The organism is Micromonospora sp. NPDC049257, assembly GCF_040678915.1.
Lineage (GTDB): Bacteria > Actinomycetota > Actinomycetes > Mycobacteriales > Micromonosporaceae > Micromonospora > Micromonospora antibiotica.
In genome coordinates, this window is sequence record NZ_JBFAQU010000012.1 from 50014 (window position 1) to 74946 (window position 24933).

The 24933-nt window shown below is 75.6% G+C and carries 19 protein-coding genes and 3 pseudogenes; 3 read left to right on the forward strand and 19 right to left on the reverse strand.

Annotated features, from left to right (window positions below; genetic code table 11):
* Window positions 1-227 precede the first annotated feature (227 nt).
* The 4 genes from AB0K25_RS18865 to AB0K25_RS18880 all read right to left on the reverse strand — a co-directional run bounded on the left by AB0K25_RS18865 (window position 228) and on the right by AB0K25_RS18880 (window position 5459).
* Entirely contained in the window at window positions 228-638 is a 411-nt protein-coding gene (locus AB0K25_RS18865; protein WP_219462437.1) for a hypothetical protein, read from the reverse strand.
* 116 nt (window positions 639-754) lie between these two features.
* Window positions 755-1504 (reverse strand): phosphotransferase, encoded by a 750-nt coding sequence (locus AB0K25_RS18870; RefSeq protein ID WP_357536755.1) that lies wholly within the window; start codon window positions 1502-1504, stop codon window positions 755-757.
* Between the two features lie 74 nt (window positions 1505-1578).
* Complete coding sequence (locus AB0K25_RS18875) at window positions 1579-2349, reverse strand: DUF5995 family protein (protein ID WP_357536757.1); 771 nt, start codon at window positions 2347-2349, stop codon at window positions 1579-1581.
* 116 nt (window positions 2350-2465) lie between these two features.
* On the reverse strand, window positions 2466-5459 hold the full coding sequence (locus AB0K25_RS18880; RefSeq protein ID WP_357536759.1) for an AAA family ATPase: 2994 nt from the start codon (window positions 5457-5459) through the stop codon (window positions 2466-2468).
* Window positions 5460-5645: 186 nt separating this feature from the next.
* Here AB0K25_RS18880 and AB0K25_RS18885 point away from each other — a divergent pair, with 186 nt between their 5' ends.
* Complete coding sequence (locus AB0K25_RS18885; protein ID WP_363821400.1) at window positions 5646-8102, forward strand: adenylate/guanylate cyclase domain-containing protein; 2457 nt, start codon at window positions 5646-5648, stop codon at window positions 8100-8102.
* A gap of 69 nt (window positions 8103-8171) precedes the next feature.
* Here AB0K25_RS18885 and AB0K25_RS18890 read toward each other — a convergent pair whose 3' ends face one another.
* From AB0K25_RS18890 to paaI, 6 genes and pseudogenes are all read right to left on the reverse strand, one after another.
* Complete coding sequence (locus AB0K25_RS18890; protein WP_219462443.1) at window positions 8172-9188, reverse strand: ABC transporter ATP-binding protein; 1017 nt, start codon at window positions 9186-9188, stop codon at window positions 8172-8174.
* A 92-nt stretch (window positions 9189-9280) separates the two neighbouring features.
* Window positions 9281-10276, reverse strand: a pseudogene (locus AB0K25_RS18895) (ABC transporter ATP-binding protein); the annotation flags it as partial.
* Window positions 10273-11175 carry an ABC transporter permease gene (locus AB0K25_RS18900; protein ID WP_219462447.1) on the reverse strand — a complete coding sequence of 301 codons (903 nt, stop codon included), beginning with the start codon at window positions 11173-11175 and terminating at the stop codon, window positions 10273-10275. The pseudogene AB0K25_RS18895 and the gene AB0K25_RS18900, both read right to left, overlap by 4 nt.
* Window positions 11172-12116, reverse strand: coding sequence for an ABC transporter permease (locus tag AB0K25_RS18905; RefSeq protein WP_219462450.1), 945 nt, complete (start codon window positions 12114-12116; stop codon window positions 11172-11174). Before AB0K25_RS18905 ends, AB0K25_RS18900 begins: the two co-directional genes overlap by 4 nt.
* 9 nt (window positions 12117-12125) lie before the next feature.
* A complete protein-coding gene (locus AB0K25_RS18910; RefSeq protein WP_363821404.1) occupies window positions 12126-13661 on the reverse strand; it encodes an ABC transporter substrate-binding protein in 1536 nt (511 codons plus the stop codon).
* 257 nt (window positions 13662-13918) lie between these two features.
* Window positions 13919-14299 (reverse strand): hydroxyphenylacetyl-CoA thioesterase PaaI, encoded by a 381-nt coding sequence (gene paaI, locus AB0K25_RS18915; RefSeq protein WP_255598210.1) that lies wholly within the window; start codon window positions 14297-14299, stop codon window positions 13919-13921.
* A gap of 449 nt (window positions 14300-14748) precedes the next feature.
* On the opposite strand from paaI, the gene AB0K25_RS18920 reads away from it, so the two are divergent.
* Both AB0K25_RS18920 and crcB read left to right on the forward strand, forming a co-directional pair.
* Window positions 14749-15267: a CrcB family protein gene (locus AB0K25_RS18920; RefSeq protein ID WP_363821407.1), complete on the forward strand. Its 519-nt coding sequence runs from the start codon at window positions 14749-14751 to the stop codon at window positions 15265-15267.
* Window positions 15264-15626, forward strand: coding sequence for a fluoride efflux transporter CrcB (crcB, locus tag AB0K25_RS18925; RefSeq protein WP_219462456.1), 363 nt, complete (start codon window positions 15264-15266; stop codon window positions 15624-15626). The genes AB0K25_RS18920 and crcB overlap by 4 nt, the downstream gene beginning before the upstream one ends.
* Before the next feature lie 141 nt (window positions 15627-15767).
* Here the strand turns inward: crcB and AB0K25_RS18930 are convergent.
* From AB0K25_RS18930 to AB0K25_RS18970, 9 genes and pseudogenes are all read right to left on the reverse strand, one after another.
* A pseudogene (locus tag AB0K25_RS18930) lies at window positions 15768-16652 on the reverse strand (sirohydrochlorin chelatase); the annotation flags it as partial.
* Window positions 16649-17242 carry a precorrin-8X methylmutase gene (locus AB0K25_RS18935; protein WP_219462457.1) on the reverse strand — a complete coding sequence of 198 codons (594 nt, stop codon included), beginning with the start codon at window positions 17240-17242 and terminating at the stop codon, window positions 16649-16651. The gene AB0K25_RS18935 and the pseudogene AB0K25_RS18930, both read right to left, overlap by 4 nt.
* Before the next feature lie 46 nt (window positions 17243-17288).
* Window positions 17289-17567 (reverse strand): 4Fe-4S binding protein, encoded by a 279-nt coding sequence (locus tag AB0K25_RS18940; RefSeq protein WP_357536768.1) that lies wholly within the window; start codon window positions 17565-17567, stop codon window positions 17289-17291.
* Window positions 17564-19318 carry a precorrin-3B C(17)-methyltransferase gene (gene cobJ, locus AB0K25_RS18945; RefSeq protein ID WP_219470029.1) on the reverse strand — a complete coding sequence of 585 codons (1755 nt, stop codon included), beginning with the start codon at window positions 19316-19318 and terminating at the stop codon, window positions 17564-17566. Before cobJ ends, AB0K25_RS18940 begins: the two co-directional genes overlap by 4 nt.
* A 725-nt stretch (window positions 19319-20043) precedes the next feature.
* Window positions 20044-20640, reverse strand: a pseudogene (gene cbiE, locus AB0K25_RS18950) (precorrin-6y C5,15-methyltransferase (decarboxylating) subunit CbiE); the annotation flags it as partial.
* Between the two features lie 62 nt (window positions 20641-20702).
* Window positions 20703-21854 carry a cobalt-precorrin-5B (C(1))-methyltransferase gene (locus AB0K25_RS18955; protein ID WP_219462461.1) on the reverse strand — a complete coding sequence of 384 codons (1152 nt, stop codon included), beginning with the start codon at window positions 21852-21854 and terminating at the stop codon, window positions 20703-20705.
* Complete coding sequence (cobM, locus tag AB0K25_RS18960; protein WP_208566531.1) at window positions 21851-22681, reverse strand: precorrin-4 C(11)-methyltransferase; 831 nt, start codon at window positions 22679-22681, stop codon at window positions 21851-21853. Before cobM ends, AB0K25_RS18955 begins: the two co-directional genes overlap by 4 nt.
* Window positions 22678-23412, reverse strand: a complete 735-nt coding sequence (cobI, locus tag AB0K25_RS18965; protein WP_357536825.1) for a precorrin-2 C(20)-methyltransferase — start codon at window positions 23410-23412, stop codon at window positions 22678-22680. The genes cobM and cobI overlap by 4 nt, the downstream gene beginning before the upstream one ends.
* A gap of 122 nt (window positions 23413-23534) precedes the next feature.
* Window positions 23535-24872, reverse strand: coding sequence for a cobyrinate a,c-diamide synthase (locus tag AB0K25_RS18970; protein ID WP_357536826.1), 1338 nt, complete (start codon window positions 24870-24872; stop codon window positions 23535-23537).
* Between the last annotated feature and the right edge of the window lie 61 nt (window positions 24873-24933).

A 24933-nucleotide genomic window follows, 5' to 3' on the forward strand; every position in this document is an offset into this window, starting at 1 on the left:
AAGCCGGGCGGACCGGCCCGGCGACGCTACCCCGGGCGGGGCCGGCCCGGCAGACCGGGCGGGCCGGGCGGGCCGGGGCCGTCAGACCGGGCAGAACGGGCAAAACGCTGGGGAGGGCAGGGCCGGGCCGGGTCAGGGCGGTCAGGGCGGGACGGTCGGGCCGGGACCCGCCGGCCGGACCGGGTGGATGGCCGGTCGGGAGCCGGGCGCGGCCACCGGGCGGGTAGTCAGGTGCGGCGGGGATGGCCGGCCGGCACGCGGCGCAGGGCCGCCAACAGGGCCGCCGGGTCGGTCACCGTGACCGTGGCCGCCGGATGGCGCAGCCACCGGCCGGGGGCCAGCCCCGACACCGGTGTGCCGAAGCGCAGGCACACCCCGGCCGTGGTGCCGGTACCGAAGGTCACCCCCCGGTCGGCCAGGGACAGGTGCGGCCCGACCGCCCGCCACCAGCGGTACGGCCCACTGCGCTGCACGTCGACCACGTTCCCCCGCCCGGTCCGCAGCTGCCAGCGGCCGAACCGGATCACCAGTTCCTCGTCGTCGAGCAGCACGGCGCAGGTCTGCGGACGGATGCCGAGCAGCGCCAGCGGAACCCGGAACCCGGGGTCGAACCGGAAGGCGAACCGTTGTACGGGCATGACCGACGGGTACCCCGCGCGCGTGGCCCGACACCCGAACGGGCCGAACCGGTGGGGCCGCCCGAGGGCCGCCCGCGCACCGTGCGAGACGGCCGCCCCGGATGCCGCCCGCCGGGTCATTCCAGGGCGCGGGTCCAGTCCTCGACGTGGGTGCCCAGGTGGTCGGCGACGGAGCGCCAGTAGGGGCCGTCCTCGGCGTGGATCCGGACCCACGGCTGCACGCCGTCGCGGGCCCCGGCGCACAGCAGGTCGTACATCGCCCGGGCCCGGGGGGCGAGGGTCGCGGCGAGCGCGGGACGCTCCGCCGCCGGTAGGTCGTACCCGTCGACGAGGGTGCGCAGCCGGTGGGCCGACTCCGCGACCGGCCGGTCGGGGCGCATCCCGGCCATCGCCTGGGCGGCGTACGCCAACTCCCAGCGGCGGGTGCCGGGGCCAGCACCGTCCCAGTCGATCAGCACCCAGCCGCGTGGGGCGCGGACCAGGTTCCACGGTGCCGCGTCGTGGTGGCAGAGCAGGTCCGCGCCGTCGGGTCGGATCGGCACCTGCCAGCGGGCCGGCCCGGGGGGCGTGAAGTCGGCGACCGCGCGGTGCAGGTCGGCCAGCAGCCGGCCGATCGAGGCCAGTTCCGCCGTGCGGTAGAGACCCGAGGGGTGACCCAGCTCCCCCGGCACGTACTCCAGCACCTGGCGGCCCTGGTCGTCGCGGCCCAGCGGGCGGGGCGCACCGTCGAAACCGACGTCGTGCAGGTGGGTCAGCAGGGCGTCGACGGCGTCGGTCCACGGGCCGACCGGCCGGCGGACGGTGTCGCCGATGCGGACCACACCGGTGGTGACGTTGCCGGGCAGCGGTTGTTCGATCGGGCTCACCCGGCCATCCTGGTCGAACGGACGCGTCCCCGCGCGCCGGTTTCCCGGCGCGCGGGGACCCCCCGTCCCGGCTGCTACTGCAGGAACGCCCCCAGCGGTGAGAGCAGCAGCCGGCCGAGCGCCGCGGCGTTGTCGTCCAGCCGCGCGCGCTCGCCGTCTCGGGCCTGCGGGTCGTGCCGGCAGCGCCAGATCTTCTGCGCGTTGCGCCAGGCCACGTCCCGGGTGTACTCGACCAGTTCGCCCTGGTACCAGTCGTCGATGTCGCCGTTGAGCATGTCGAGCAGCAGTTGCCACCGCTCCAGGTAGCCCCGCCGCAGCGACGGGATCTTGTCGGCGAAGATATCGTTGATCTTGAGATAGTCGCGGTGCTGTTCGGTGCCGTCCACCGGCTCGGACTCCAGGTGGTCGAACGTGGTCACCAGGGCGAACGGCAGGTCGAAGTTGATGTGCGCGTTCACCCCCGCCGCCGCCGACGGCAACGGCCGGGCGTCCGGGCCCTTCATCCGCTTGAACAGGCACGACCAGGCGCGCGGGGTGGTCGGGCTCGACTCGGTCCACAGCCGCATCGCGTCGAAGTAGCGGGCGGCGAACTCCACGTCCAGCCGGGACAGGAACACCGGGTCCGCGAAGTAGTCGTCGTAGAGCCCCTCCAGCACCCGGCTGGTGATGGTCAGGTAGAGCCGGTTGAAGTCGGCCAGCGGGCAGCTGCCCTCCAACGGCGGTAGCCGGACCAGCAGGTCCTGAAGTTTGGTGAGGTGGTCGACCACCGCCGGGACGTCCTCCGGATGGTCGGCGAGCAGATCGACGATGTCCACGTGGACGGGGCCCCAGACCGGTTCCGTCATGTCTCCTCCACAGTGGTCGGGGCAGCGCCGTGCCGTCGTTGACGAGGGACAGCCTGGCAGCGTCGACCGGGCGCGGGATCAGTAGAACGACGTATTCGACCGCGCCGTACGTACGCTCACTCGCCCCGGTTACGCAGGTGGATGGCGCTGGCCTGGACCCGGGTGCGCACCTGGAGCTTGTCGAAGATGTGCGACACGTGCACCCCGATGGTCCGCTCGCTGATGAACAGCCGCTGACCGATCTCCTTGTTCGTCAGACCTTCGGCCACCGCGGCGAGCACCTCGCGTTCCCGGGCGGTCAGCGTGGTCAGCTCGTCGACGACCGGCCCGGCTACGACGGTTACCGACCCCGACCCCGACCCCGCGGGCCGGCGGTGCCCCACCCCGGTCGACCGGGGACGGCCCTGCCTGCGGTCGACCCCGGTGGGTTGGGCACGGTCGGTCAGCTCCACCCGCGCCCGGCCGGCCAGCGTCCTGATCTCGCTGGTCAACGGCACCGCCCCCAGGCTCAACGCCATCTCGTGGGCCTGTCGCAACAACGTGCCGGCGGCGCTGCTGCGACCACGCCGGGCCAGCAACGCCTCAGCCTGGCGCAACCGCGAGTAGGCAGCCGGGTAGGGGTGGTTACGCTTGTCCCACTCGGCTGCCGAACGGGCCCAGGCGTCCGGGTCACCCCGGCCGTCGAGCCGGGTCAGCTCGGCCGTGCACAGCGCCAGGAAACCGTCGGCGACGACCCGTACCGGCCCGGCCGCCGTCGCGCTCTTGGCCGTCACCCGGTCGACCGCGTCGCGCAGCCGCCGCACCGCCGTCGGGTCCACCGCCACGGTACGACTCGCGTGCGCCTCCGCCTCCGCGCGCAGCCCGTGCCAGGCCAGCGTGCCCAGCAGCACCACGTCGTCGGAGCGGCTCTCGGTCATTCCCCGCTGCACGGCCTGCCGGGCCACGTCGTGCCGGCCCTGCCACATCGCCAGCCCGGCCCGCAGGATCAGCATCGGCAGGACGTGCCGGGGCGCACCGCCACCGGCGAGCATCGTCGCCACCGCCTCCAGGTCCCGGTCGGACGCCTCGACGTCGCCGTACCCGACGGAGAGCCGGCAGCGGGCCAGCAGCAGCTCCACCGCGTCGGCCCCGGACGGGCGGTGCCGCAGCGCCGCAGCGACGACCTTCTCCGCCTCCGCCCACTGGCCGACCCGGAACAGCCCGTTGGTGGCGATGGCCAGCAACCGGGTCTCGTAGGTGCGGCCCAGGCCCAGCTCGGCGACCCGCTCGGCACCCCGGCGGGCCACCACCACCCCCTCCTCCAGGATGTTCAGCGGCCCGGTCAGCAACTCCGCCAGGTGCAGGTACGCGCAGGCCACGTCCTCCGGGCCACCGGAACGTTCGGCGGTCTCCAGGGCCCGGCGGACCACGGCCAGGCCCGAGTCCGGGTCCTCCAGGAACGCCTCGCTGAAGCCGAGCGCCGCGCTGGCCAGCACCACCGAGTTGGTGCTCCCGTCGACCGTCGCGGCCAACTCCAGGGCCTCCCGGGCGCGCTGACCGGCGTCGGCGTAGCGGCCCTGGAGCACCAGCAGATGGGCCAGTTGGGCGGCGGCGGCGGCCCGTTCCCCCGCGGTGCAGGCGACGGACTCCAACACCCCCCGGTACTCCGCCTCGGCGGGCGCGGACCGGCCGGCGGCGGCCAGGTAGCGGGCCCGCCGGATGCGCACCCCGCAGGACGGATCGAGCGGTTCACCCCCGGCCAGCTCGGCCAGCAGGGACAACGCCCGGGCGTGCTCGCCGCTCTGGTGGGCGGTCTCGGCGGCGTGTTCGAGCAGCACCGCCCGGTCGACCTCGGGCGGTACGCCCCCCGGCCCGCTGGTCGGGGTCGCGGCCAGCTGCAACGCCGCCGACCAGTGCCGGTGCGCCTCGGCGAAACCGTGCAGCCGTTGCGCCTCCCGGGCGGCGGCCATCGCCGCCGGCAGGGCCCGGGCGGGCTCGCCGGCCAGCCGCCAGTGATGGGCCAGCCGGGCCTGGTGCAGCTCCGCCGGGGCCTGGGTCAGCGCCTCCGCGTAGCGGCGGTGCAGGCCGGCGCGCTCCGCCGGGAGCAGTTCGTGGGCGAGCACCTCGGCGACCAGCCGGTGCCGCAGCCGGTAGCCGTCGTCCGCGCCGACGAGCAGCCGGTGGGCCACCGCCTCCCGCAACGCCTCGATCAGTTCCGGCTCGGGCAGCCCGAGCACCTCGGCCAGCAGCCAGTGCTCGACCGGCTCGACCCCGGCGGCCACCGCGTGCACCGCCGCGTGCGCCTGCCGGGGCAGCACGTCCACCCGGGACAGGAAGATCTCCCGCAGCGTGTCGGACAGCCCGTCGCGGCCGTCACGCAGGTCACGGGCCAACTCCTCGACCACGAACGGGTTGCCGCCGCTGCGCTGCCAGACCTGGTCGGCGGCTTCCGGGGCGAGGGGTGTACCGACGATCTCGCCCGCCAACCGGTCGGTGTCGGCCCGGTCGAGCGGGGCCAGGTCGAGCACCCGCACCGACCGCAGCCGGCGTAGCTCGGTGAGCACCCGGCGCAGTGGATGGGCCCCCTGCAACGACTCGGCCCGCACCGCCGCCAGCACCGACAGTTGCAGGTCACCCAGGCCGGCGAGCAGGTAGAGCAGCAGTTGCCGGGTGGTCCGGTCCACCCACTGGAGGTCGTCGAGGACGAGCACCAGCGGCCGGCCCTCGGCGATCAGACTCAACCCCCGGGAGACCCGTTCCAGCAGCGCCCCGGCGCTGTCCGCGCCGCTGCTGTCCTCGGCGAAGGTCCGCAGCAGTCCGCGTACCGCCGAGGAGGTGCGGGCCTGCGCGGCGGTGAGGTCGGCGTCGAAGCGGCGCAACGCCTGGAGCACCGGATGCAGCGGGGAGGCGTCGCCGATGTCCAGGCAGGAGCCGGTGAGCACCACCGCTCCCGCGTCCCGCAGCCGTGCCGCAGCCTCGGTCAGGAGCCGGGTCTTACCCACCCCGCTCTCCCCGGTGACGAAGACGGCGGCGGTCTGCCCGGGGCCGATGTCGTCGTGGAGCGCGGCGCGCAGCGTCGCCAGCTGGTCGGCACGGCCGACGAGCGGCGCGCTGTCCACTTCGCTGGCCATGTCCGCAGCCTAGTCACAGGTCCCCGCACCGTTCTACGGGCTTGATTCGTCTCTGGTACCTCTCGCGTCGAGTTTGCGACTAAAGGTGGTCGCCCGCCGACATACGTCGTTCGGCAGATCCCCCGTCCTACCGGTGGTGACACTCTCCGGAAGTCATCAGACCACTGCGGAGGAAGGGTGGGTGGGATGCCACTGTCCACGGTCGGTACCGGTCGGGAAGACGTCACCACGACGCCCTGGCCGGTCCCGCAGGAACGCCGAACGCTGACCGTGCTCTTCGCCGACATCGTCGGCTCGACCGCGCTGACCGAACGGCTCGACCCGGAGGACGTCCGGGCGGTGCAGTCCGCCTACTTCGACACCGTCGCCGGGGTGCTGCGCCGCTGGCAGGGCACGGTGGAGAAGTACGTCGGCGACGCGGTGATGGCGTTGTTCGGGGCGCGTACCTCCGATGGTCTCGACGGTTACCGGGCGGTGCGGGCCGCCCTGGAGATCCAGGCCGCGCTGGAGCGCCGGGAGCTGCCCGGTGGGGTGACGCTGCGGGTCCGGGTGGGTGTCGCCACCGGCGAGGCGGTGGTCGACCTGGCCGCCGCCCGCGACGGTGGCCACGGCATGGCCTCCGGCGCGGTCCTCACCACCGCCGCCCGCATCCAGGAGTACGCCCCGCCGGGCGGCGTGGTCGTCTGCGCGGCGACCCACCGGGCCACCGCCGGCCTGGTCGAGCAGCACGCCCTCGCCCCCGCAGCGCTCACCGGCAAGGCCCGGCCGGTCGACGTCTGGCAGGTCACCCGCACGGCGAACCCGCGCCCGCCCCGCCACCACGGTCCGCTGGTCGGCCGACGCCGTGAACTCGCGACCGCCGTCGAACAGCTCACCCGGGTCGCCCGGGAACACCGTCCACGGTGGGTGGCCCTGGTCGGCCCGGACGGCATCGGCCGCAGCCGGCTGCTGGCCGAGCTGCGCCACCGGCTGCCGGCGGTCGACGGCACGCCGGTGCGCTGGGCGGTGGGGCACTGCCCGCCGTACCCGGAGCAGGTGTTCGGGCCGGTCGCGGAGCTGCTGCGGGACCTGCTGGGGCGGCCGGCCGACGACGCGGCGGGGACCGTCGCGGCACGGCTGGCCGCCCTGGTCGACGGACTGGTCCCGGCGGGTCAGGTCCCGGCGACGGTGGCGGCGCTCACCGCGCTGCTGGACGCGCCGGACCGGTCGGCGGTCGCCGGGGCGGCGGCGGTGCGCCGGGTGCTGCTCGCCCTGGCTGCCCGCCGGCCGGTGGTGGTCGGCGTGGACGACCTGGACCGGGCGGCCCCCGAACTGGGCCACTTCCTGCACTCGCTGTTCGCCGCCGCGACCGCCCGGGGACTGCCGCTGGCGGTGCTGGCCACCCACCGACCCGACCGGGCGGACCACGTCCCCGCGCCGGCGGGCGGACACCACCGGGTGGAGTTGGCGCCGCTGGGCACCCTCCACAGCGGCCGGTTGCTGCGCCTGCTGCTCGCCCACGCCGGTCAGCCGGTCACGTCGGCCGCCCGGATGGTGCCGCTGGTCGCCGGCCGTCCCGGTTACGCAACCGCCTACGTCCACGCGTCGGCGCTCCCGACCGGTGACCCGTCGGTGCGCCCGACCGAGCCGCCCCTGCCCGAACCGCTGCGACGTCGCGCCGCCGCCCGGTTGGACCGGTGTGACGGCCCGCACCGGGCGGTCCTGATGGCCGCGGCGACCCTCGACGGGGAGTTCGCCGCATCGGCGGTCGACGTGCTGCTCGGCTGGGCGGCGGGCCGGGCGGCGCAGGCGTTGCGTCGACTCACCGACGCCGGGCTGGTCCGGTCCGGTTCCCACGGCGGGCACGTCATCGTCGACCCCGCCCTGCGCCGCTGTGCGTACGACCGGCTGCCCCGGATGCTGCGCGCCGAGTTCGCCCGGCGGACCGAGGCCACCCGGTCCGCCGGGGCCGTCCGGCGGACCGGGACGGCCCGGCGCGCGCAGAGCATCCGACGGGCCGGGGTCGACCGGCCGGCCGGGACCCGGCACCGCACCGGTACCGGCTGGTCGGTCGGGGCCGACCGGCCGGTCGGCCACCCCGGGCCGGTCCCGGCCACGGTCAGCTCGCCGCACGGTCGGGAAGCCCGATGGCAGGCGGCCGCCCCCCACCGCGCTCCGCTCCCCGCCGGCACCGCCGCATCCGCCACCGGGAGCAGGACCGGCGGGCCCCGACCGGCAGTCGCGGGCCCCGCCACCGCCGGTCCGGGGCCGGTGGCCGTCCTTTCCGACGGCGGCGGGCCGCGACCGGGGGTCGTCCTTCCCGGGGGCGGCGGGCCCCGACCGGGGGTCGTGGGCTGCCCGGAACCAGGGTTCATGCTGATCGCAGCCGGCCCGACGGGTCTGCCGCCGGCCGGTCTGATGCCGGGCACCGCCATCGGGCGACCGCGCGCCGGCTCGACGCGGGACGACCGGTGGGCGGGGGTGCCCGGCGGGTCCGCCGCCCGACCCGTCGACCCCGGGTTGCCGGGCCCGGGTGGCGTCGTCGTGCCGCTGCCCTCGCGCGGGACCGGCGTACCGACCGGCCGCCGGCCGACGACCGGCGGGCGGCGACGGGGGGAAGGGGTGCCCCGCACCGCCGTACCGTTACCGGCGCGGGCCGCCTGACCGTCGGCGGGCGTCCGCGCCTGACCGTCGGCCGTGCCGGATCCGTCCGGTCCGAGCACCCACCCCTCGTCAGCGGGGCGCCCCGGTGACCGGGGGCGGATCGGCACCCATGGCCCGGACCGCCTCCCCGGCGTAGAGGCAGGCGACACGGTGGCCGGGGGCCACCTCGACCATGGGCGGGTCGGTCCCGGCGCAGGCGGCACGCGCCTGCGGGCAGCGGGTCCGGAACCGGCAGCCGCTCGGCGGGTCGGTCGGGCTGGGCAGTTCACCACTGAGGATGATCCGCCGCCGGTCGCGCTCCACCCGGGGATCGGCCACCGGGACCGCCGACAGCAACGCCGCCGTGTACGGGTGCGCCGGCTCCCGCCAGAGCTGCGCGGGGGTGCCCGTCTCCACGATCCGCCCCAGGTACATCACCGCGATCCGGTCACTGAGGTGTTCCACCGCGGCCAGGTCGTGCGCGATGAACAGGTAGGTCAACCCGAGGTCCCGTTGCAGCCGGCGTAGCAGGTTCATGATCTGTGCCTGCACGCTCAGGTCGAGCGACGCGATCGGTTCGTCGAGGACGATGAGGTCGGGTTCACCGGCCAGCGCGCGGGCGATCCCGACCCGCTGACGCTGGCCACCGGAGAGTTCGTGCGGGTGCCGACCGGCCGTCTCCGGTCGCAGCCCCACCAGGTCGAGCAGTTCCGTGACCCGACGTCGGCGGGCGTGGGCGGAGCCGGCCAACCGGTGCACGACCAGCGGTTCGGCGATGCTCGCACCGACGGTCAGGCGCGGGTCCAGCGACGCCTGCGGGTCCTGGAACACCATCGCCACCCGGCGGCGCAGCCCGCGCAGGCGGCGCCGCGACCACCCGGTGACGTCCTGCCCACCGACCCTGATCCGCCCGGTCGTCGGGTCGACCAGCCGCAGCAGCGCCAAGCCCGTGGTCGACTTGCCGCTGCCCGACTCCCCCACCAGGCCGAGGGTCTCGCCGGCCCGTACGGTCAGCGACACCCCGTCCACCGCGCGCACCGGTGGGCCACCGGGGCTGGGAAACCAGACCGTCAGATCGTCGATCTCGGCGACGGTTGCGGTGCTCATCGGTCCTCCCGGTGGAGCTGCTCGCGGTCACCGGAGACGCGACGGGCGTCCCCCGTGGGCGGGCCGCCGCCGGTGGGCGGGCCGCCGGGGAGGGGATAGAAGGTGCGGACCCGGTGCCCGGGGGTGATCGGCGTCAGCGGGGGCAGTTCGTGTGCGCAACGCGCGTCACCCCGGACCGGGCAGCGGGGCCAGAACGCGCAACCGTCCGGCAGGGCGAGCGGACTGGGCGGCGCGCCGGGGATCGCGGCCAGCTCCTCCCCCGCCGCGCCGGGCCGTGGCCGGGCGGCCAGCAGGGCCCGGGTGTACGGGTGCCCCGGTGCGGCGAACACCGCGTCGACCGGTCCCTGCTCGACGATCCGGCCCCCGTACATCACCGCGACGGTGTCGGCGATCCCGGCCACCACCCCGAGGTCGTGGGTGATCCAGACGACGGCGGTGCCGAGCCGGCGTCGCAGGTCGGCGACCAGCTCGACGATCTGCGCCTGGGTGGTGACGTCCAACGCGGTGGTCGGCTCGTCGGCGATGAGCAGCTCCGGTTCGCAGGCCAGGGCCATCGCGATGACGACCCGCTGCCGCATCCCCCCGGAGAACTGGTGCGGGTGCGCGTCCACCCTGCGGCCGGGGGCCGGGATGCCGACCAGGTCGAGCAGCTCGACGGCGCGGGCCCGGGCCTGCCGCCGACTCATCCCGAGGTGCTCCTCGCACGCCTCGGTGACCTGGCGGCCGACGGTCAACACCGGGTTGAGGGTGGTCATCGGGTCCTGGAAGACGAAACCGACGTGCCGGCCACGCCACCGGCGGCGCTCCGGCTCGGACATGGTGGTCAACTCCCGGCCGAGCAGCCGGACCCGGCCGGTGACGGTGGCGGAGCGCGGGGCCAGGCCGGTGGCGGCGAGCACGGTCATGCTCTTGCCGCTGCCGGACTCGCCGACCAGGGCGAGGGTCCGGCCGGGGGCCACCGACCAGTCGACGCCGGCGACCGCGCGGGCGGGACCGTTGCGGGTGCCGAGGGTGACCGTCAGGTCGTCGATGGCCAGCACCGGCGCGTCCCCGGCAGCCCGGGGCGACGGTACGACGGGCGCGTTCATCGGCTGCTCCTGCGGGCCTCGCTGACGGTGAGCTGACGCGGGTCGAGCACGTCCCGCAGCGCGTCACCGACCAGGTTGAAGGCGAGAACGGTCAGGAAGATCGCCGCGCCGGGGAAGAATCCCAACCACCAGGCGTCGGTGACGAACCCGCGCCCGTCGTAGAGCATCCGGCCCCAGGCCGGCGCGGGTGGCTGGACGCCGAGCCCGAGGAAGGACAGCGCCGCCTCGGACAGGATCGCGAAGGCCAGCGACAGCGAGGTCTGCACGATCAGCGGGGCGGCGATGTTGGGCAGCACGTGCCGGCGCAGGATGCGCAGGTCGGAGGTGCCGATGGAGACGGCGGCCCGGACGAACACCTGCTCCCGTACGGCGAGCACGCTGGCCCGGGTCACCCGGGCGAAGATCGGGGTGTAGACCACCCCGACGGCGACCATCGCGGTGACCAGCCCGGGGCCGAGCACCGCGACGATCGCCACCGCGAGCAGCAGGACCGGAAACGCGAAGAGCACGTCCATGCCCCGCATCGCGATGTTGTCCGCCCAGCCGCCGTACCAGCCGGCGAGCAGGCCGACGCTCACCCCGACGGCCAGGGCGATGCCGACGCTGACCAGGCCCACCTGCAACGACACCCGGGCCGCCACCAGCACCCGGCTGAGCACGTCGCGGCCCAGTTCGTCGGTGCCGAACGGGTGTGCGCCGCTGGGTGGGCGCAGCATCTGGTCGACGTCCACGTCGTTGGTCCCGGCCGGCGCGAGCCACTGCCCGGCCAGTCCGACGACCAGCAGGACCAGCAGGACGACCGTGCCGGCGACGGCCGGCGGGTCGTGCCGCAGCGCGGTCACCGTGCGCCGCAGGGTGCCCGGCTCGGTGGCCGTCGCCGCCGGGTGGTCGGCGCTCATCGCAGCCTGATCCTCGGGTCGAGGCGGGCGTAGAGGACGTCCACCAGCAGGTTCGTCAGCAGGAACAGGGTGGCCACGAAGAGCACCGCACCCTGCAGCACCGGATAGTCCCGGGCCTGCACGGCGTCGTAGGTGAGCCGACCGATGCCGGGCCAGGCGAACAGCACCTCGATCACGATCACCCCGCCGACCAGGCTGGCCAGCTGCACCCCCACCACCGTGACCACCGGGATCAGCGCGTTGCGCAGCACGTGCCGGACGACCACCACCCGGCGGCGCAGCCCCTTGGCCTCGGCGGTACGCACGTAGTCCTCGGCGAGCACCTCCAGCACCGAGGAACGGATGAACCGGGTGAGGATGGAGGCGGTGACCAGGCCGACGGCGGCGGCCGGCAGGGCCACGTGCGACGCCCAGCCGGCCGGGTCGTCGGTGAGCGCGACGTAGCCCGACGGGGGCAGCCAGCCGAGGACCCCGGCGAAGAGCAGGATGCCCATGATGCCCGTCCAGAAGTCGGGGACGGACACCCCGAACTGGCTGAACACCCGGGCGGCGTGGTCGACGAACGAGCCGCTGCGCACCGCGGAGAGCACGCCGAGCGGGAAGGCGACCAGCAGGGCCAGGAGCACGGCGGTCACCGCCAGGGACAGGGTGGCGGGGAGTCGCTCCAGCACGATCGTGGTGACCGGCTGGCCGCTGCGGAAGCTGACCCCGAGGTCACCGGTGAGCGCGTGGCCGACGTAGCTGAGGTACTGCACCACCAGCGGACGGTCCAACCCGGAGCGTTCCCGCAACGCGTCGTAGGTCTGCTGGTCGAAGCGGGTGCCCAGGGCGACCCGGACCGGGTCGCCGGGGACCAGTTGCAGCAGCAGGAAGACCACCAGGGTCACCCCGAGCAGGACGACGACCGACTGGAGCAGCCGCCGCAGGACGAAGCGTCCCACCTCGCCCCCTCAGCGGTTCAGGGCGACGTCGCGGAACCGGATCGCCCGGTCGGTGCGGACCTGGTAGCCGGTGACCTTCGCCGACCAGCCCTGCACCACGTCCGGGTTGTAGAGGTAGATGTAGCTGGCGTCGTCGACGATCTGCTTCGCCGCCCGCTCGTACGTCTGTCTGCGTACGCCCTCGTCGGTCTGGGTGCGGGCCTGGTCGAGCAGGGTGTCGACGGCGGGGTTGCTGTACCCGTGGAAGTTGAACGTGCCGCCGGTGCGGTGCTGGGCGTAGTAGAACTCGTCCGGGTCGATGTTGCCCAGCCAGCCGAGCAGGAACGCGTCGAAGTTGCCCTTGCCCTGCTCGTCGAGCCACTGGGCGAAGTCCAGGGTACGGATCTTCACGGTGATCCCGACGTCCTTCAACTGGGCGGCGATCACCTGGGCGGCGGTGACCGTCTCCGGGTACTCGCTGGTGACCATCAGGTCCATGGTGCGGCCAGTGACGCCGGCCTGGCCGAGCAGTTGCCGGGCCTGGTCCGGATCGTGCCGGTACGGAGCGTAGTCGTAGTACCAGGAGCTGCCCTTGGGGATGGCGGTCTGGTTGACGGTGGCCTGCCCGAACTTGGCGGCCTTGGTGATCGCCTCCCGGTCCAGGGCGAACGCGACGGCCCGGCGCACGTTCACGTCGTCGTACGGTTTGCGTGCCTCGTTGAGGGCGAGGTACCAGTAGTCGGTCGAGGGGGTGGTGGCGACGGTCACCGCGTCGTCCTCCTTGAGGGCCGGCACCTGCTGCGGTGGCAGGTTGTCGGTCCACTGCACCTCACCGCCGCGCAGGTTCTGCATGGCCACCGTCGGGTCCTTGACGAAGGTGAAGGTGACCCCGTCGAGCTTCGGTTTCGGCCCCCAGTAGGCGTCGTTACGGGTCAGTTTGATGGTGTCGCCGGAGGTGTAGGAGGCCACCGTGAACGGGCCGCTGCCCACCGGCCGGGTCTTGATCGCACCGGACTCCACGTTGGACCGCTGGACGATCGCGACGCCCTTGAAGCCGCCGAGGTTGGCCAGCAGGTTGGGGGTGGGCGCGGTCAGCGTGATCACCACGGTGGCCGGGTCGGGCGCGGTCACGGTCTTGACGGTGGCGAACTTGTACGCCGCGTTCAGCTTCTCGTTGATGATCCGCTGGTACGAGTAGACGACGTCCTGCGCGGTCAGCGGCGACCCGTCGGAGAACCGCACGCCCTCGCGGAGGGTGAACGTCCAGGTGAGCTGGTCGCTGCTGGTCGTCCACTTCGCGGCCAGCGCGGGCCCCATCTTGAGGTCGGCGTCCGGCTCGACGAGGGTGTCGTAGACGTTCTCCAGGACCTGGAAGCTGTAGTAGGCCGACGTCCGGTGCGGGTCGAGCTGGTCCGGTTCGCCGCCGATCGCGGCGGTGAGCGTGCCACCGGCCGACCCGGTGGCGGTGGACCCGCCGTCGACGTCGACGCTCTCTCCGGCGCTGCACCCGGCCAGCCCGGTCAGGGCGACGGCGAGCGCCGCCGCGATGATCCTCGATCTGGTCATGGACTCGGTCACCCTTCGTCGCCTGGCAGATCAGAGAGCGAGTCTTCTCCGCCAGGTAGAGCGATGTCAATAAATCCCGGCAAAGTAGGGTGATTTTGGAGGAATCAGCGCGGTGCCGTGACCGTCCGGAGAGGACTGCGGCACCCTCGGCCACGAACCGGTCGCACCGCGCCGAGAGGCCGGGCCGTCACCCGTGGAGGGTGCACCACGGACCACCCTGTTACCCACTGTGGACCTGTCAAACCCTGGGCTGCCGGTCAGTCGTCGGCGGGTCGGGCGAGGGTGCGGCTGCGCCCCCGGAACTCGGCCACCACCTCGTCGCCCCGGGTCACGGTGACGTCGTAGATGCCGCTGCGGCCGTACCTGACGCGTTCGGTGGCGTACGCGGTCAGCAGGTCGCCCTCGCGGACCGGGCGCAGGAAACTGATCTCGCCGCCGGCCGCGACGGTGGCCGGGCCGTGGGTGTTGCAGGCCAGCGCGAAGGCGGTGTCGGCGAGCAGGAAGACGAAACCGCCGTGGCCGATCCGGTGCCCGTTGAGCATCCCGGCGGTCACCCGCATCCGGGCCACCGCCACGCCGTCCCCGGCCGAGACCAGCTCGATGCCGAGCCCCCGGGAGGCCACGTCGGCGTCGAACATGTCGTGGGCGGCCGTCCGCCCGGCACCATCGCCACGCGGTACCCGCCCGGGCACCCGACCGGTGCTGTCGCCGCGCGGCACCCCCTCGGCACCATCGCCACGCGACACCCGGCCAGTGCTGTCGCCGTCGGTCCCCCCGGTCGGGGCGGGTGCGCTGGGGGGTGGACTGTGGTCCGGCACGGGTTCCTCCTGGGGTCACGGCAGCGGCGGCCGGCACGGGCTACCGGCTGCCGCTGCCGACCGTACGCGGACGGGTCGGTCGCCACGCAGACGTGGCGGCGGGGGGTGGCCCCCGGCCTCCGCCTGCTTTCGCGGTGGGGGCCGGCCGGTCGGGCTATGCTCACGGACGTGTCGGCGGTGGGGCCCGCCGTCCCGGTCGGACCGGGAGAACCGCGTCGGAGACGCCAACGGTCCCTGCCAGTGGTCCGGGTGCTGGTGGGGAGGTCCTGATGACGCAGGGGGTACCGCGTCGCGTCGATCCCGACGTCGACCTGCGCGTGCCGGCCGACCGGAGCGAGCTGACCGCGCGGCCGGCGACCGTGCTGGGTGCGATCGCCGTCGGCGGGGTCCTCGGGGCGCTGGCCCGCGCCGGGGTGCAGGCCGCCCTGCCGCACACCCCGACCGGATTCCCCTGGTCCACCTTCGCCGTGAACATCACCGGTTGCCTGCTGATCGGCGCGCTGATGGCGGTGCTCGGCCGGCGTCGGGTCGGCCCGCTGGTCCGGCCGTTCCTGGGGGTCGGCGTGCTCGGCGGTTTCACCACCTTCTCCGCCTACGTGGTCGACGTGCACCGGGCGCTGGACGCCGGGGCCGCCCCGACGGCGTTGGCCTACCTGGCCGCCACCCTGGTCGGCGGGCTGCTGGCGGTCGCCGCCGGTGACGCCCTGGCCACCCGCCTGCTGGCGCGGGGGCCGGGCCGGGCCGGACCGCCGGGAGCGGGTCGGGTGGACGGGGAGGTTCCCCGGTGACCGTGTTGCTGATCGCGCTCGGCGCGGCGCTGGGTGCGCCGCTGCGCTACCTCACCGACCGGGCCGTGCAGGCCCGGCACGACTCCCGCTTCCCGTGGGGGACGCTGACCGTCAACGTCGCCGGTTCGCTGCTGCTCGGCGCGGTGGTCGGGATGCCCGCCGGGCCCGCCGTGACCGCGCTGGTCGGCACCGGCTTCTGCGGCGCACTGACCACCTGGTCGACGTTCGGCTACGAGACCGTCCGGCTGGCCCGAGCCGGCGACCGGTGGCACGCGGTGGCCAACGCCCTGGTCAGCGTGGTCGCCGGGTTGGGTGCGGCGACCCTCGGTTTCGCCCTGGCCCGAGCGCTCGCCGGCTGACCGCGGGCACCCTCAGCGGACCGGGGTCGCGTCCGGCGCGGCCTGCCGCTGACCGTGGTCGTGGGTGTGGGCGTCGTCGTGGGTGTGGGCGTCGTCGTGGGTGTGGGCGTCGTCGTGGGTGTGGTGGCCGTGGGCGTGCCCATGGTGGTGATGATGGTGGCCGTGGCCGTCGACCGGGTCGTCAGGGTGGTCGTGGGGGGTCTGCGGGCGGCCCACCTTGTCGGCGAACCCCGGCATCAGCACCCGGTAGGCACAGGTGTCGCAGTTCATCCGGATGTCCCCGCGCAGCGCCTCGGCGTACCGCTCCAGCACCAGGTCGGCCAAGGCGTCGCAGTCACCGATCAGGTCCGCGACCCGGATGTCGAGCTCGGGATGGTCGGCGGCGTACGCCTGCGACTGCGCCACGATCCGGTCCGGCAGCACCCCGGCGAACAGGAAGTACGGCGCGACCACGATCCGGCGGGCACCGAGGCGGCGTAACCGGTCGAGCACCGCCGGCACGGACGGCTCGGCCAGCGAGATGAACCCCGGTTCGACCCCGGCGTAGCCGCGCCCCTCCCACAGCAGCCGGGCCACCTTCGCCACCTCGGCGTTGGCGTCCGGGTCGGTGGCGCCCCGCCCGATCAACGCCACCCAGGTGCCGGCCCGGTCGGCCCCGGCCAGTGCCGCGTCGATCCGCTGCTCCAGCACGGTGTGCAGCAGCGGGTGCGGGCCGAGCGGTCGCCCGTACCGGTAGGTCAGGCCGGCGTGGCGTTCCTGCTCGCGGGCCATCGCGGCCGGGATGTCGCCCTTGCCGTGGCCGGCGGCGGTGAGCACCAGCGGCAACGCGACCAGCGCCCGGTGACCCTTCGCGACCAGCGCGGTCACCGCGTCGGTCAGCGGCGGCCGGGACAGCTCGATGAAGCCGCCCTCGACGTCGCCGACGACGGCCCCCGCCCGGTCCCGGACCCGGTCGACGAGCGCGGCGAACTGGTCGACCCCGGCCGCGCTGCGCGTGCCGTGTCCGACGATGACCAGAGCGGTCATGTTTCCTCCAGGTAGAGCAGGGCGTTGAGGGCGGCGGCGGCGACCGCCGAGCCACCCTTCTCGCCGATGTTGGACACGGCGGGCAGGCCACTGGCCCGCAACGCCGCCTTGGACTCGGCGGCCCCCACGAAGCCGACCGGCAACCCGACCACCAGCGCCGGGTCGGCGGCCACGCCGATCAGTTCGACCAGGGCCGTCGGCGCGCAGCCGACCACCCAGACCGCCCCCGGTCCGACCCGGTCCAGGGCGATCCGCACGGCCGCCGCCGACCGGGTCAGGCCGGTCTCCCGGGCCAGCGCGGCGGCGGCCGGGTCGGCGACCGGGCAGACGATCTCCCGCCCGGCCCCGGTGATCCCGGCGGCCACCATCGCCACGTCGGTGACGATCGGCGCCCCGGCCCGCAGTGCGGCCAGCCCATCGGCCAGCGCCACCTCGTCGCAGACCAGGTCGGTGACGTAGTCGAGGTCGGCGCTGGCGTGCACCACCCGCTCGACGACCGCCCGGGTCAGCGGCGGCAGGCCGCCCAGGTCGACCCGCTCGCGCAGGATCCGGTACGACTCCTGCTCGATGGGGTGGACGACCCGGCTCACCGGCCACCTCCCGGGGCGGGCCGGCAGCGGGCCGGGTGGGTACTGGTCATGGTGCTCCTCGTCGGTCGGTGACGGTCCGGATGGCGTCCACCGGGCAGACCTCCACGCACTCCAGGCAGCCGGTGCAACGGTCGGCCCGGACGGTCAGGCCGCCGGGCACCGGACGGATCGCGTGGGTGGGGCAGGTGAGCAGGCAGGCCCCGCAGCCCTGGCAGGCGTCGATGGACACCGGTGCCGTGGCCGGGCCGTCCGCTGCGGTGAACGGCGGATCCACCGCGGGCGGGACGACGGCGACCAGGTCGGGCGGGGGCACCTCGGGGGTCATCCGCGCCACCGGTAACCCCGGGGGGTGACCATCCGGCCACCGACCAGCCGGGTCTGCGAACTACCCACCACCACCAGGCCGTACATGTCGACCACGCTCGGGTCGAAGGTGGCGAGGGTGGCCAGGTGCACCCGCTCGTCGGGTCGGCTGGCGTTGCGTACCACCCCGACCGGGGTCTGTGGCGGGCGGTGCGCGGCGAACGTCGCCAGCACCGCGCCGAGCTGCCAGTCCCGGGCCCGGCTACGCGGGTTGTAGAGCAGCGCCACCAGGTCCGCCTCGGCGGCTGCGGCGACCCGTCGTTCGATCACCGCCCACGGGGTGTGCAGGTCGGACAGGCTCAGGTAGACGTGGTCGTGGCCGATCGGCGCACCGAGCAGGGCGGCGGCGGCCAGCGCGGCGGTCACCCCGGGCACCCCGACCACGTCGATCCGCTCGTCGGCGTACTCCAGGGCGGGGCTGGCCATGGCGTACACCCCGGCGTCGCCGGAACCGACCAGCGCCACGGCCTGCCCGGCGGTGGCCTCGACGACGGCGCTGCGGGCCCGTTCCTCCTCCGCGCCGAGCCCGCTGGCCAGCACCCGGGTGCCCGGCCGCAGCAGGTCACGGACCTGGTCGACGTACTGGTCTAGGCCGACGACCACGGCGGCCCGGCGCAGCTCGGCGACGGCGCGCGGGGTACGCAGGTCGGCCGCGCCGGGGCCCAGGCCGACGATCGCCAACCGGCCGCGCGGGGCGTGCCGGGCGACCGCGACGGTGGCCATCGCCGAGGCGGTCTTGGGCACCAGCAGGGTGCCACCGCCGCGCAACGCCGCCGCCTCGGCGACGCTGGGCGTGCCGACGGCGGCCCGGACCACCTCGCTGGGGTGCGGCACGTCGACCGTCGCCAGCTCCGCCGCCGGCCAGGTCCGCAGCGGTACGCCCAGCGCGTCGGCGGTGGCCCGGATGCCCTCCTCGTCGGCCTTCACGTCCACGCTGGCCAGGCAGCTCAGGCTGGCCGGGCTCAAGCCGGCGTCGGCGAGCGCCCGGCGCAGCAGCGCCTCGACCTCGGCGGCGGGCACCCCCCGGCTCGATCCCACCCCGGCGACCAGGGACGGCGGCCGCAGCACGACGGTACGGTCGTCGACCGGCACGACCCGGTCGGTGACCAGCACCCGGTACCCGCCCTCCAGATCGGGCCCGACGGCCCGGTGTTCCCCGGTGGGCGGTTCACGGTGGACGTTCGGCGGCAGGGCGGGTAGTGGCCATACCGCGTCGGTGACCAGCCGGACCGGTTCGCCGTCGAGGATCGCCCGGGACACCGCAGCGACCGCCCCCTCGACCGGCCAGCCGAGGGTGTCCAGGCCGGGCAGGTCGACCGCGTCGGTGGCGGTGGTGACCACCGGCCGGGCGTCGAGCACCGCAGCCACCTCGACGGCGAGCGCGTTCGCGCCCCCCGCGTGGCCGCCGAGCAGGGCGACGGCGTGCCGGGCGGCCTCGTCGACCACCACCACCGCCGGGTCGGTGCGCTTGTCCCCGAGCAGTGGCGCCAGCACCCGCACCACCGCGCCGGTGGCCAGGAACGCCACCACCGCGTCGTACTCCGTCCAGGCCGTCCGCAGCGCGTCGGCGACCCCGTCGGCCTCGACGAGCCGGGCGTGCGGCCAGGCGGCGGCCAGGGTGCGGGCGTGCCGGCGACCGGCGGCGGTGGCCGCGACGAGTCCGATCCGGTGCGGGCCGGTGCCGGGCGTGTCCTGCTGCCGGTGTGCTGCGATGCCGGTCACTGACGCTCCCCGGTGAGGACGACCACCGGGTTGGTGGCCGCGAGTCGGATGGATCCGCCGGGCAGGTCGGCGAGGCGGGCGGCGGTGAGCTGGCTGCCCGTCACCGTGTAGCCGGCGCGGCGCAGCAGGTGCACGGCCGGGGCGATTCGGTCCAGGGCGGCGAGGGTGACCACCACCCGGTCGGGGCGGCGGTCGGCGACGGCGCTCAGCACGTCGGTCCCCCCGCCGCCGACGAAGACGGCATCCGGATCGGGCAACCCGGCGAGGACGGCCGGCGCGTCACCGGTCACCACCCGGACGTCGACGCCGTGCCGGGCGGCGTTGCCGGCGACCGGTGCCGTCGGGTCCCGTTCCACGGCGATCACCGCCGCACCGAGCAACGCGCACTCGATGCCCACCGATCCGCTGCCCGCGCCGACGTCCCAGACCAGTCGACCGAGCCGGGGCCGCAACCGGGCGACGGCCAGGGCCCGCACCTCGGCCTTCGTGATCATCGAGTCCCGGTGCCGGTACGCGGACTCGGGCAGCGCCCAGCCCTCGGCGGGTGCGGCAGCCAGCTGGTTGTCCGCCCGCACCCGCCCGACCCGGACCGGAGCGTCATCGCCGGCCGGAGCGTCATCGCCGGCCGGGCCGGTGTCACCCGACCGGCCGGCGACCTCGCCCCGCTCGGCGGTGCCGGGACGCCGGGCGGGCCGCGCCCCGGGGTCACCGTCGGTCGCGGCCAGGCTGAGCAGGACGTGCGGGTCGGCCCAGGCCCGGGTGGCGGCCTCCTGCGGGGTGGTCCAGGTGACCCGCTCGGCGGGGGTACCGAGGTACTCGGCGACCACCAGGCGGCGGGACCAGCCGACCAGACCGGCCCCGATCTCGGCGGCCCCGGCGTCCGGCGCGGTGAGCACGGCGACGGCGGGCAATGCCCGGCAGGCGTTGAGCGCGGGACCCAACTCCCGGCCGTGGGCGGTGACCACCACGGCACCGTCCCAGTCGAGCCCGGCGCGGGCGAAGGCGGCGGCCACACTGGACACCGCCGGGAGCACCCGGACCGGCAGTCCGGCGGCGCGCAGCCGGCGTACCACGCCGAAGAACCCGGGGTCGCCGCTGGCCAGCACGACGGCCGGCTGCCCGGCGGCGTGCGCGGCGGCGAGCCGGTCCAGCGCCGGGGCGAGCGGGCCGAGGGTGACGGTGTCGACGCCGGGCGGCACCGGCACGGCCGCCAGGTGCCGGGCCGCCCCGACGACCAACCCGGCCCCGGCCAGGGCGGCCACCGCCGACGGGGGCAACGGCCGGCCGGCCGCGTCCATCCCCACCACCACGACCGGCTCCGGCACCCCGACGAGCGACTCCGGCCCGGTCCCGCCAGGCACCGGCTCCTGGCGCGTCACGCCGGCCACCGGCCGGACGAGGCGACCAGGCGGTCGCCGGTGAAGTCGACCATCGCCACGTCGACGGTGAGCGCCGGCCCGGCGAAGCGGCGCAGCACCTGACGGACCCGGTCGCAGAGCAGGTCACCGGCGGGACGCAGCAGCCCGGCGGCCTCCCACAGCTCGTAGGCGTGCCGGCCGGTGTTGGCCGCCACCACCGCCGCCACCAGGTCGGCGTCGCCGCCGGCCTCGGCGGTGACCGCGCCGAGCAGGGACAGGTCCACCTTCGACCGGGTGTAGTGGGTCATCAGGATCCCGGCGGCGAGTTTGGCCAGCTTGCCGGCCATCCCGACGAAGACCACCCCGGTCATCGCGTCACCGACGGCGGCGGTGACGGCCGCGCCGGTGAAGTCGCCGACCTCGACGAAACACACCTCCGGCAGCTCCGGCAGCAGCGCGCGGGCGGCCCGTTCGGTGCGCCCACCGGTGCACAGCACCACGGTCCGCTGCCCCTGGGCGGCCATCACGTGCACCGCCTGCACCACGCTGGCCCGCCAGGAGGCGGTGGAGAACGGCCGGACGACGCCGGTGGTGCCGAGGATCGAGATGCCGCCGACGATGCCGAGCCGCCGGTTGGTGGTCTTGCGGGCCATCACCTCACCGCCCGGCACGCTGATCACCACCCGTACGCCCATCTCGGTCAGGTCGACCACCTCGGCGACGGCCTGGCCGATCATCCGGCGGGGGGTGTCGTTGATGGCCGGACCGCCGACGGCGAGGCCGAGCCCGGGGCGGGTGACGGTGCCGACGCCGTCCCCACCGGCGAGTTCCAGGCCGGGTCGGGGTCGCCAGCCGACGGTGGCGGTGAGGTGCGCGCCGTGGGTGACGTCCGGGTCGTCCCCGGCGTCCTTGACCACCACCGCCTCCGCTGTCGGTTCGGGCCGGGCGGTCAGGTCGCAGCGGGCCACCGCGAAGGTCACCCGCCGGCCGGCGGGCAGCCCGATCTCCACCTCCCCCGGCGGTACGCCGGTGACCAGGGCGGTCACCGCCGCCTTCGCCGCCGCCGTCGCGCACGCGCCGGTGGTCCAGCCGGTCCGCAACGCCACCGGCCGGACCTTCGCGGTACGCGGTAGGTCCGGCTCGCGCAGCGGCGGCTCGGGGTAGGTCACGGTGTCGCGTCCTCCGCTGCGGTGGCCCGGGAGCGGCGCAGCTCGGCGCGGGCGGCCGGCTCGGCCCGGCGGAAGGTGTGGAAGTGCCCGGGGTGGTAGAGGTGCGACCGGGTGCCGGTGGCGGCGAGTGCCGGCCCGACCAGGAACAGGGTGTGCTTCCACAACCGGTGTTCCTTGACGGTGGCCGCCAGGTCGCCGAGGGCGCACCGCACCACCAGTTCGTCCGGCCAGGTCGCCTGGTAGGCCACCACGACCGGGGTGTCGGCCGGGTAGCCGCCGGCGAGCAGTTCGGTCTGGGCCTGCCCGGCGCGGGCGGCGGACAGGAACAGCGCCATGGTGGTGCCGTGCCGGGCGAAGTCGCGGACCCGCTCCCCCGCCGGCATCGGCGTCTTGCCGCCCTCCAGCCGGGTGAGGATCACCGACTGGGCCACCTCGGGGATGGTCAACTCCCGGCCGACGATCGCGGCGACGGCGGTGAACGAGGAGACCCCGGGGACGATCTCCACGGCCAGGTCGAGGGCCCGGCACAGGTCGAGCTGCTCCTGCACGGCACCCCACAGCGCCGGGTCGCCCGAGTGGATCCGGGCCACGGTGAGCCCGTCGGCGGCGGCCCGCCGGTACAGCGGCAGCACCCCCTCGATGGGCAGCTGCGACGAGTCGACGATCTCGGCGTCGGGGCGGGCGTGGGCCAGCACGTCGGCGTGCACCAGGCTGGCCGCCCAGATCACCACGTCGGCGTCGGCGATCACCCGGGCGGCGCGCAGGGTGAGCAGGTCGGCGGCGCCGGGCCCGGCCCCCACGAACCACACCTTTCCGGTGGACGTCACAGTTTTCCTCCCCGCCCGTCCCGGCGGGCCGGGACCAGCAGCGTCGACAGGTAGGGCAGCTCGTCGTCCGGGCCGACCGGCCCGATCCGTTCGTCGGGCAGGCCGAGGCCGCAGCCGAGCACCGCATCGGCGAGCCGGTCGTGCCGGCGCAGCTCGTCGACGAGTTCCCGGTGCCGCCGCCAGCCCTTGTAGACCACGACGGTGCCGGGCCCGGCGAGGGCGTCGGCGACCAGCGCCGGGCCAGCGGTGGCCGGCAGCAGGGTCAGCGGCTCCCGCCCCTGGCACAGCGGGACGCCACTGCGCGCGGCCAACTCCTGCATGGCGGTGACGCCGGGCACGGTCCGCACCTCGACCGCCGGCCGCAGCGCGCGGACCCCGTCGGCCAGGTAGGTGAAGGTGGAGTAGACGTTGGGGTCGCCGATGGTGGCGAAGGCGACCGACCGGGCCCCGGCGGCGAACGCGTCGACCACGGCACGGGCCGCGGCGTCCCAGGCGGCCTCCCGACGGGCGGTCACCCCGCCCCGGTCGTCGAGGGCGAACGGCAGCCGGCGCAGCCGGTGCGCCGGCACGTGCGCGCGGACCGTCGTCTCGGCCCGGCCGGGGGGCGTCGCCGGGTCCGCCGCCAGCCGGTCCAGCACCGGTACGACCACCAGGTCGGCCTCGGCCAGCACCCGGACCGCCTTGAGGGTGAGCAGTTCCGGGTCCCCCGGCCCGACCCCCACCCCGGTCAGCGTGACCGGCCCGGTCGGCGCGGCCCGGCCCGTGCCCCCCTCGACGACGGACGGGCGGTCCGGCCCGGTCGGCGCGGCCCGGTCAGTGGCGGCGACGGGCGGGTGGTCCGCCCCGGCGTCGGTCACCGGGCCGCCGCCTCGACCAGTCGGCGGGCGGCCCGGGGGTGACCCGCCCAGTGGGTGTGCAGGTACGAGGCGTGCACCTGCCCGGTGACGAACCCGTGGGCGGTGTCGTCCCAGCGCCAGGCGGGCCGGTCGCCGTGCCCGGGGTCGGTGACGGTGCGGTGGAACTCGTGGCCGCGTACCCGCTCACCGGCGGGGTGGACCGGGGATTCGGTGGCGGCGACCGCGTCGCGGTAGCCGAGGGTGAGCCGGCCGGACATCCGGGCGTGGTGGTCGAGCCGCCCGCACATCGGCACCCCGTCCAGGGAGCGGCCGAGGTAGAGCAGCCCGGCGCACTCGGCGACCACCGGCCCGGCGAAGCCGGCCAGCTCGGCACGGAGCCCGGTGTTGTCGCTCAGCGCCTCGACGTGCACCTCGGGGAAGCCGCCGCCGATGACCACGGCCCGGGTGCCGGCGGGCAGGGCCGGGTCGGCCAGCGGGTCGAACGGGGCCACGGTCGCCCCGGCGGCGGTGAGCAGTTCGGCGGTCTCGGCGTACGAGAAGGTGAAGGCGGCACCGGCGGCGACCGCGACGACCGGACGGTCCACGCCGGCCGGGCCACCGACGGCGGTGCCCGGGTCCCAGGCGTCCACGGTCAACGGTGGGGCGCTGCGGGCCAGGTCGAGCACCGCGTCGAGGTCGACGGTGGACGCGACGAGCCCGGCGAGCGCGTCGACGACGGCCAGCGACTCCGGTGCCCGTTCGGCGACCGGCACCAGCCCCAGGTGTCGGGCCGGCGCGGCCACCTCGACGGCCCGGGTGACCGCCCCCAGCACCGGTACGCCCACCTCGGCGAGCGCGTCGCGCAGCAGGGTCTCGTGCCGGGGCGAACCGACCCGGTTGAGGACCACCCCGCCGATCCGTACGGCCGGGTCGAAGGCGCGCATGCCGAGGACCAGCGCGGCGGCCGAGCGGCCCTGCGCGGTGGTGTCCAGGACCAGCAGCACCGGCGCGTCGATCAACGTGGCGACGTGGGCGGTGGAGGCGTACCCGGCCCGGCCGACCGCGCCGTCGTGCAGCCCCATCACCCCCTCGACCACGGCGACGTCGGCGGGGGTGGGGACGCTCGCGCCGTGCCGCAGCAGCGGGGCGATCAGCTCCTCCCCGACCAGCCACGGGTCGAGGTTGCGACCGGGGCGGCCGGCGGCGAGCGCGTGGTAGCCGGGGTCGATGTAGTCGGGGCCGACCTTGTGCGGGCTGACCGTGAGGCCCCGGCGGCGCAGCGCGGCGAGCAGCCCGGTGGCGACGGTGGTCTTCCCGTGCCCGCTGGCCGGGGCGGCGACCACCAGCCGGGGCAGCGCCCACGGGCCGACCGGCGCGGCGGGCCCGGCCGACGGTGGCCCGCCCGGCGCGGGGCCG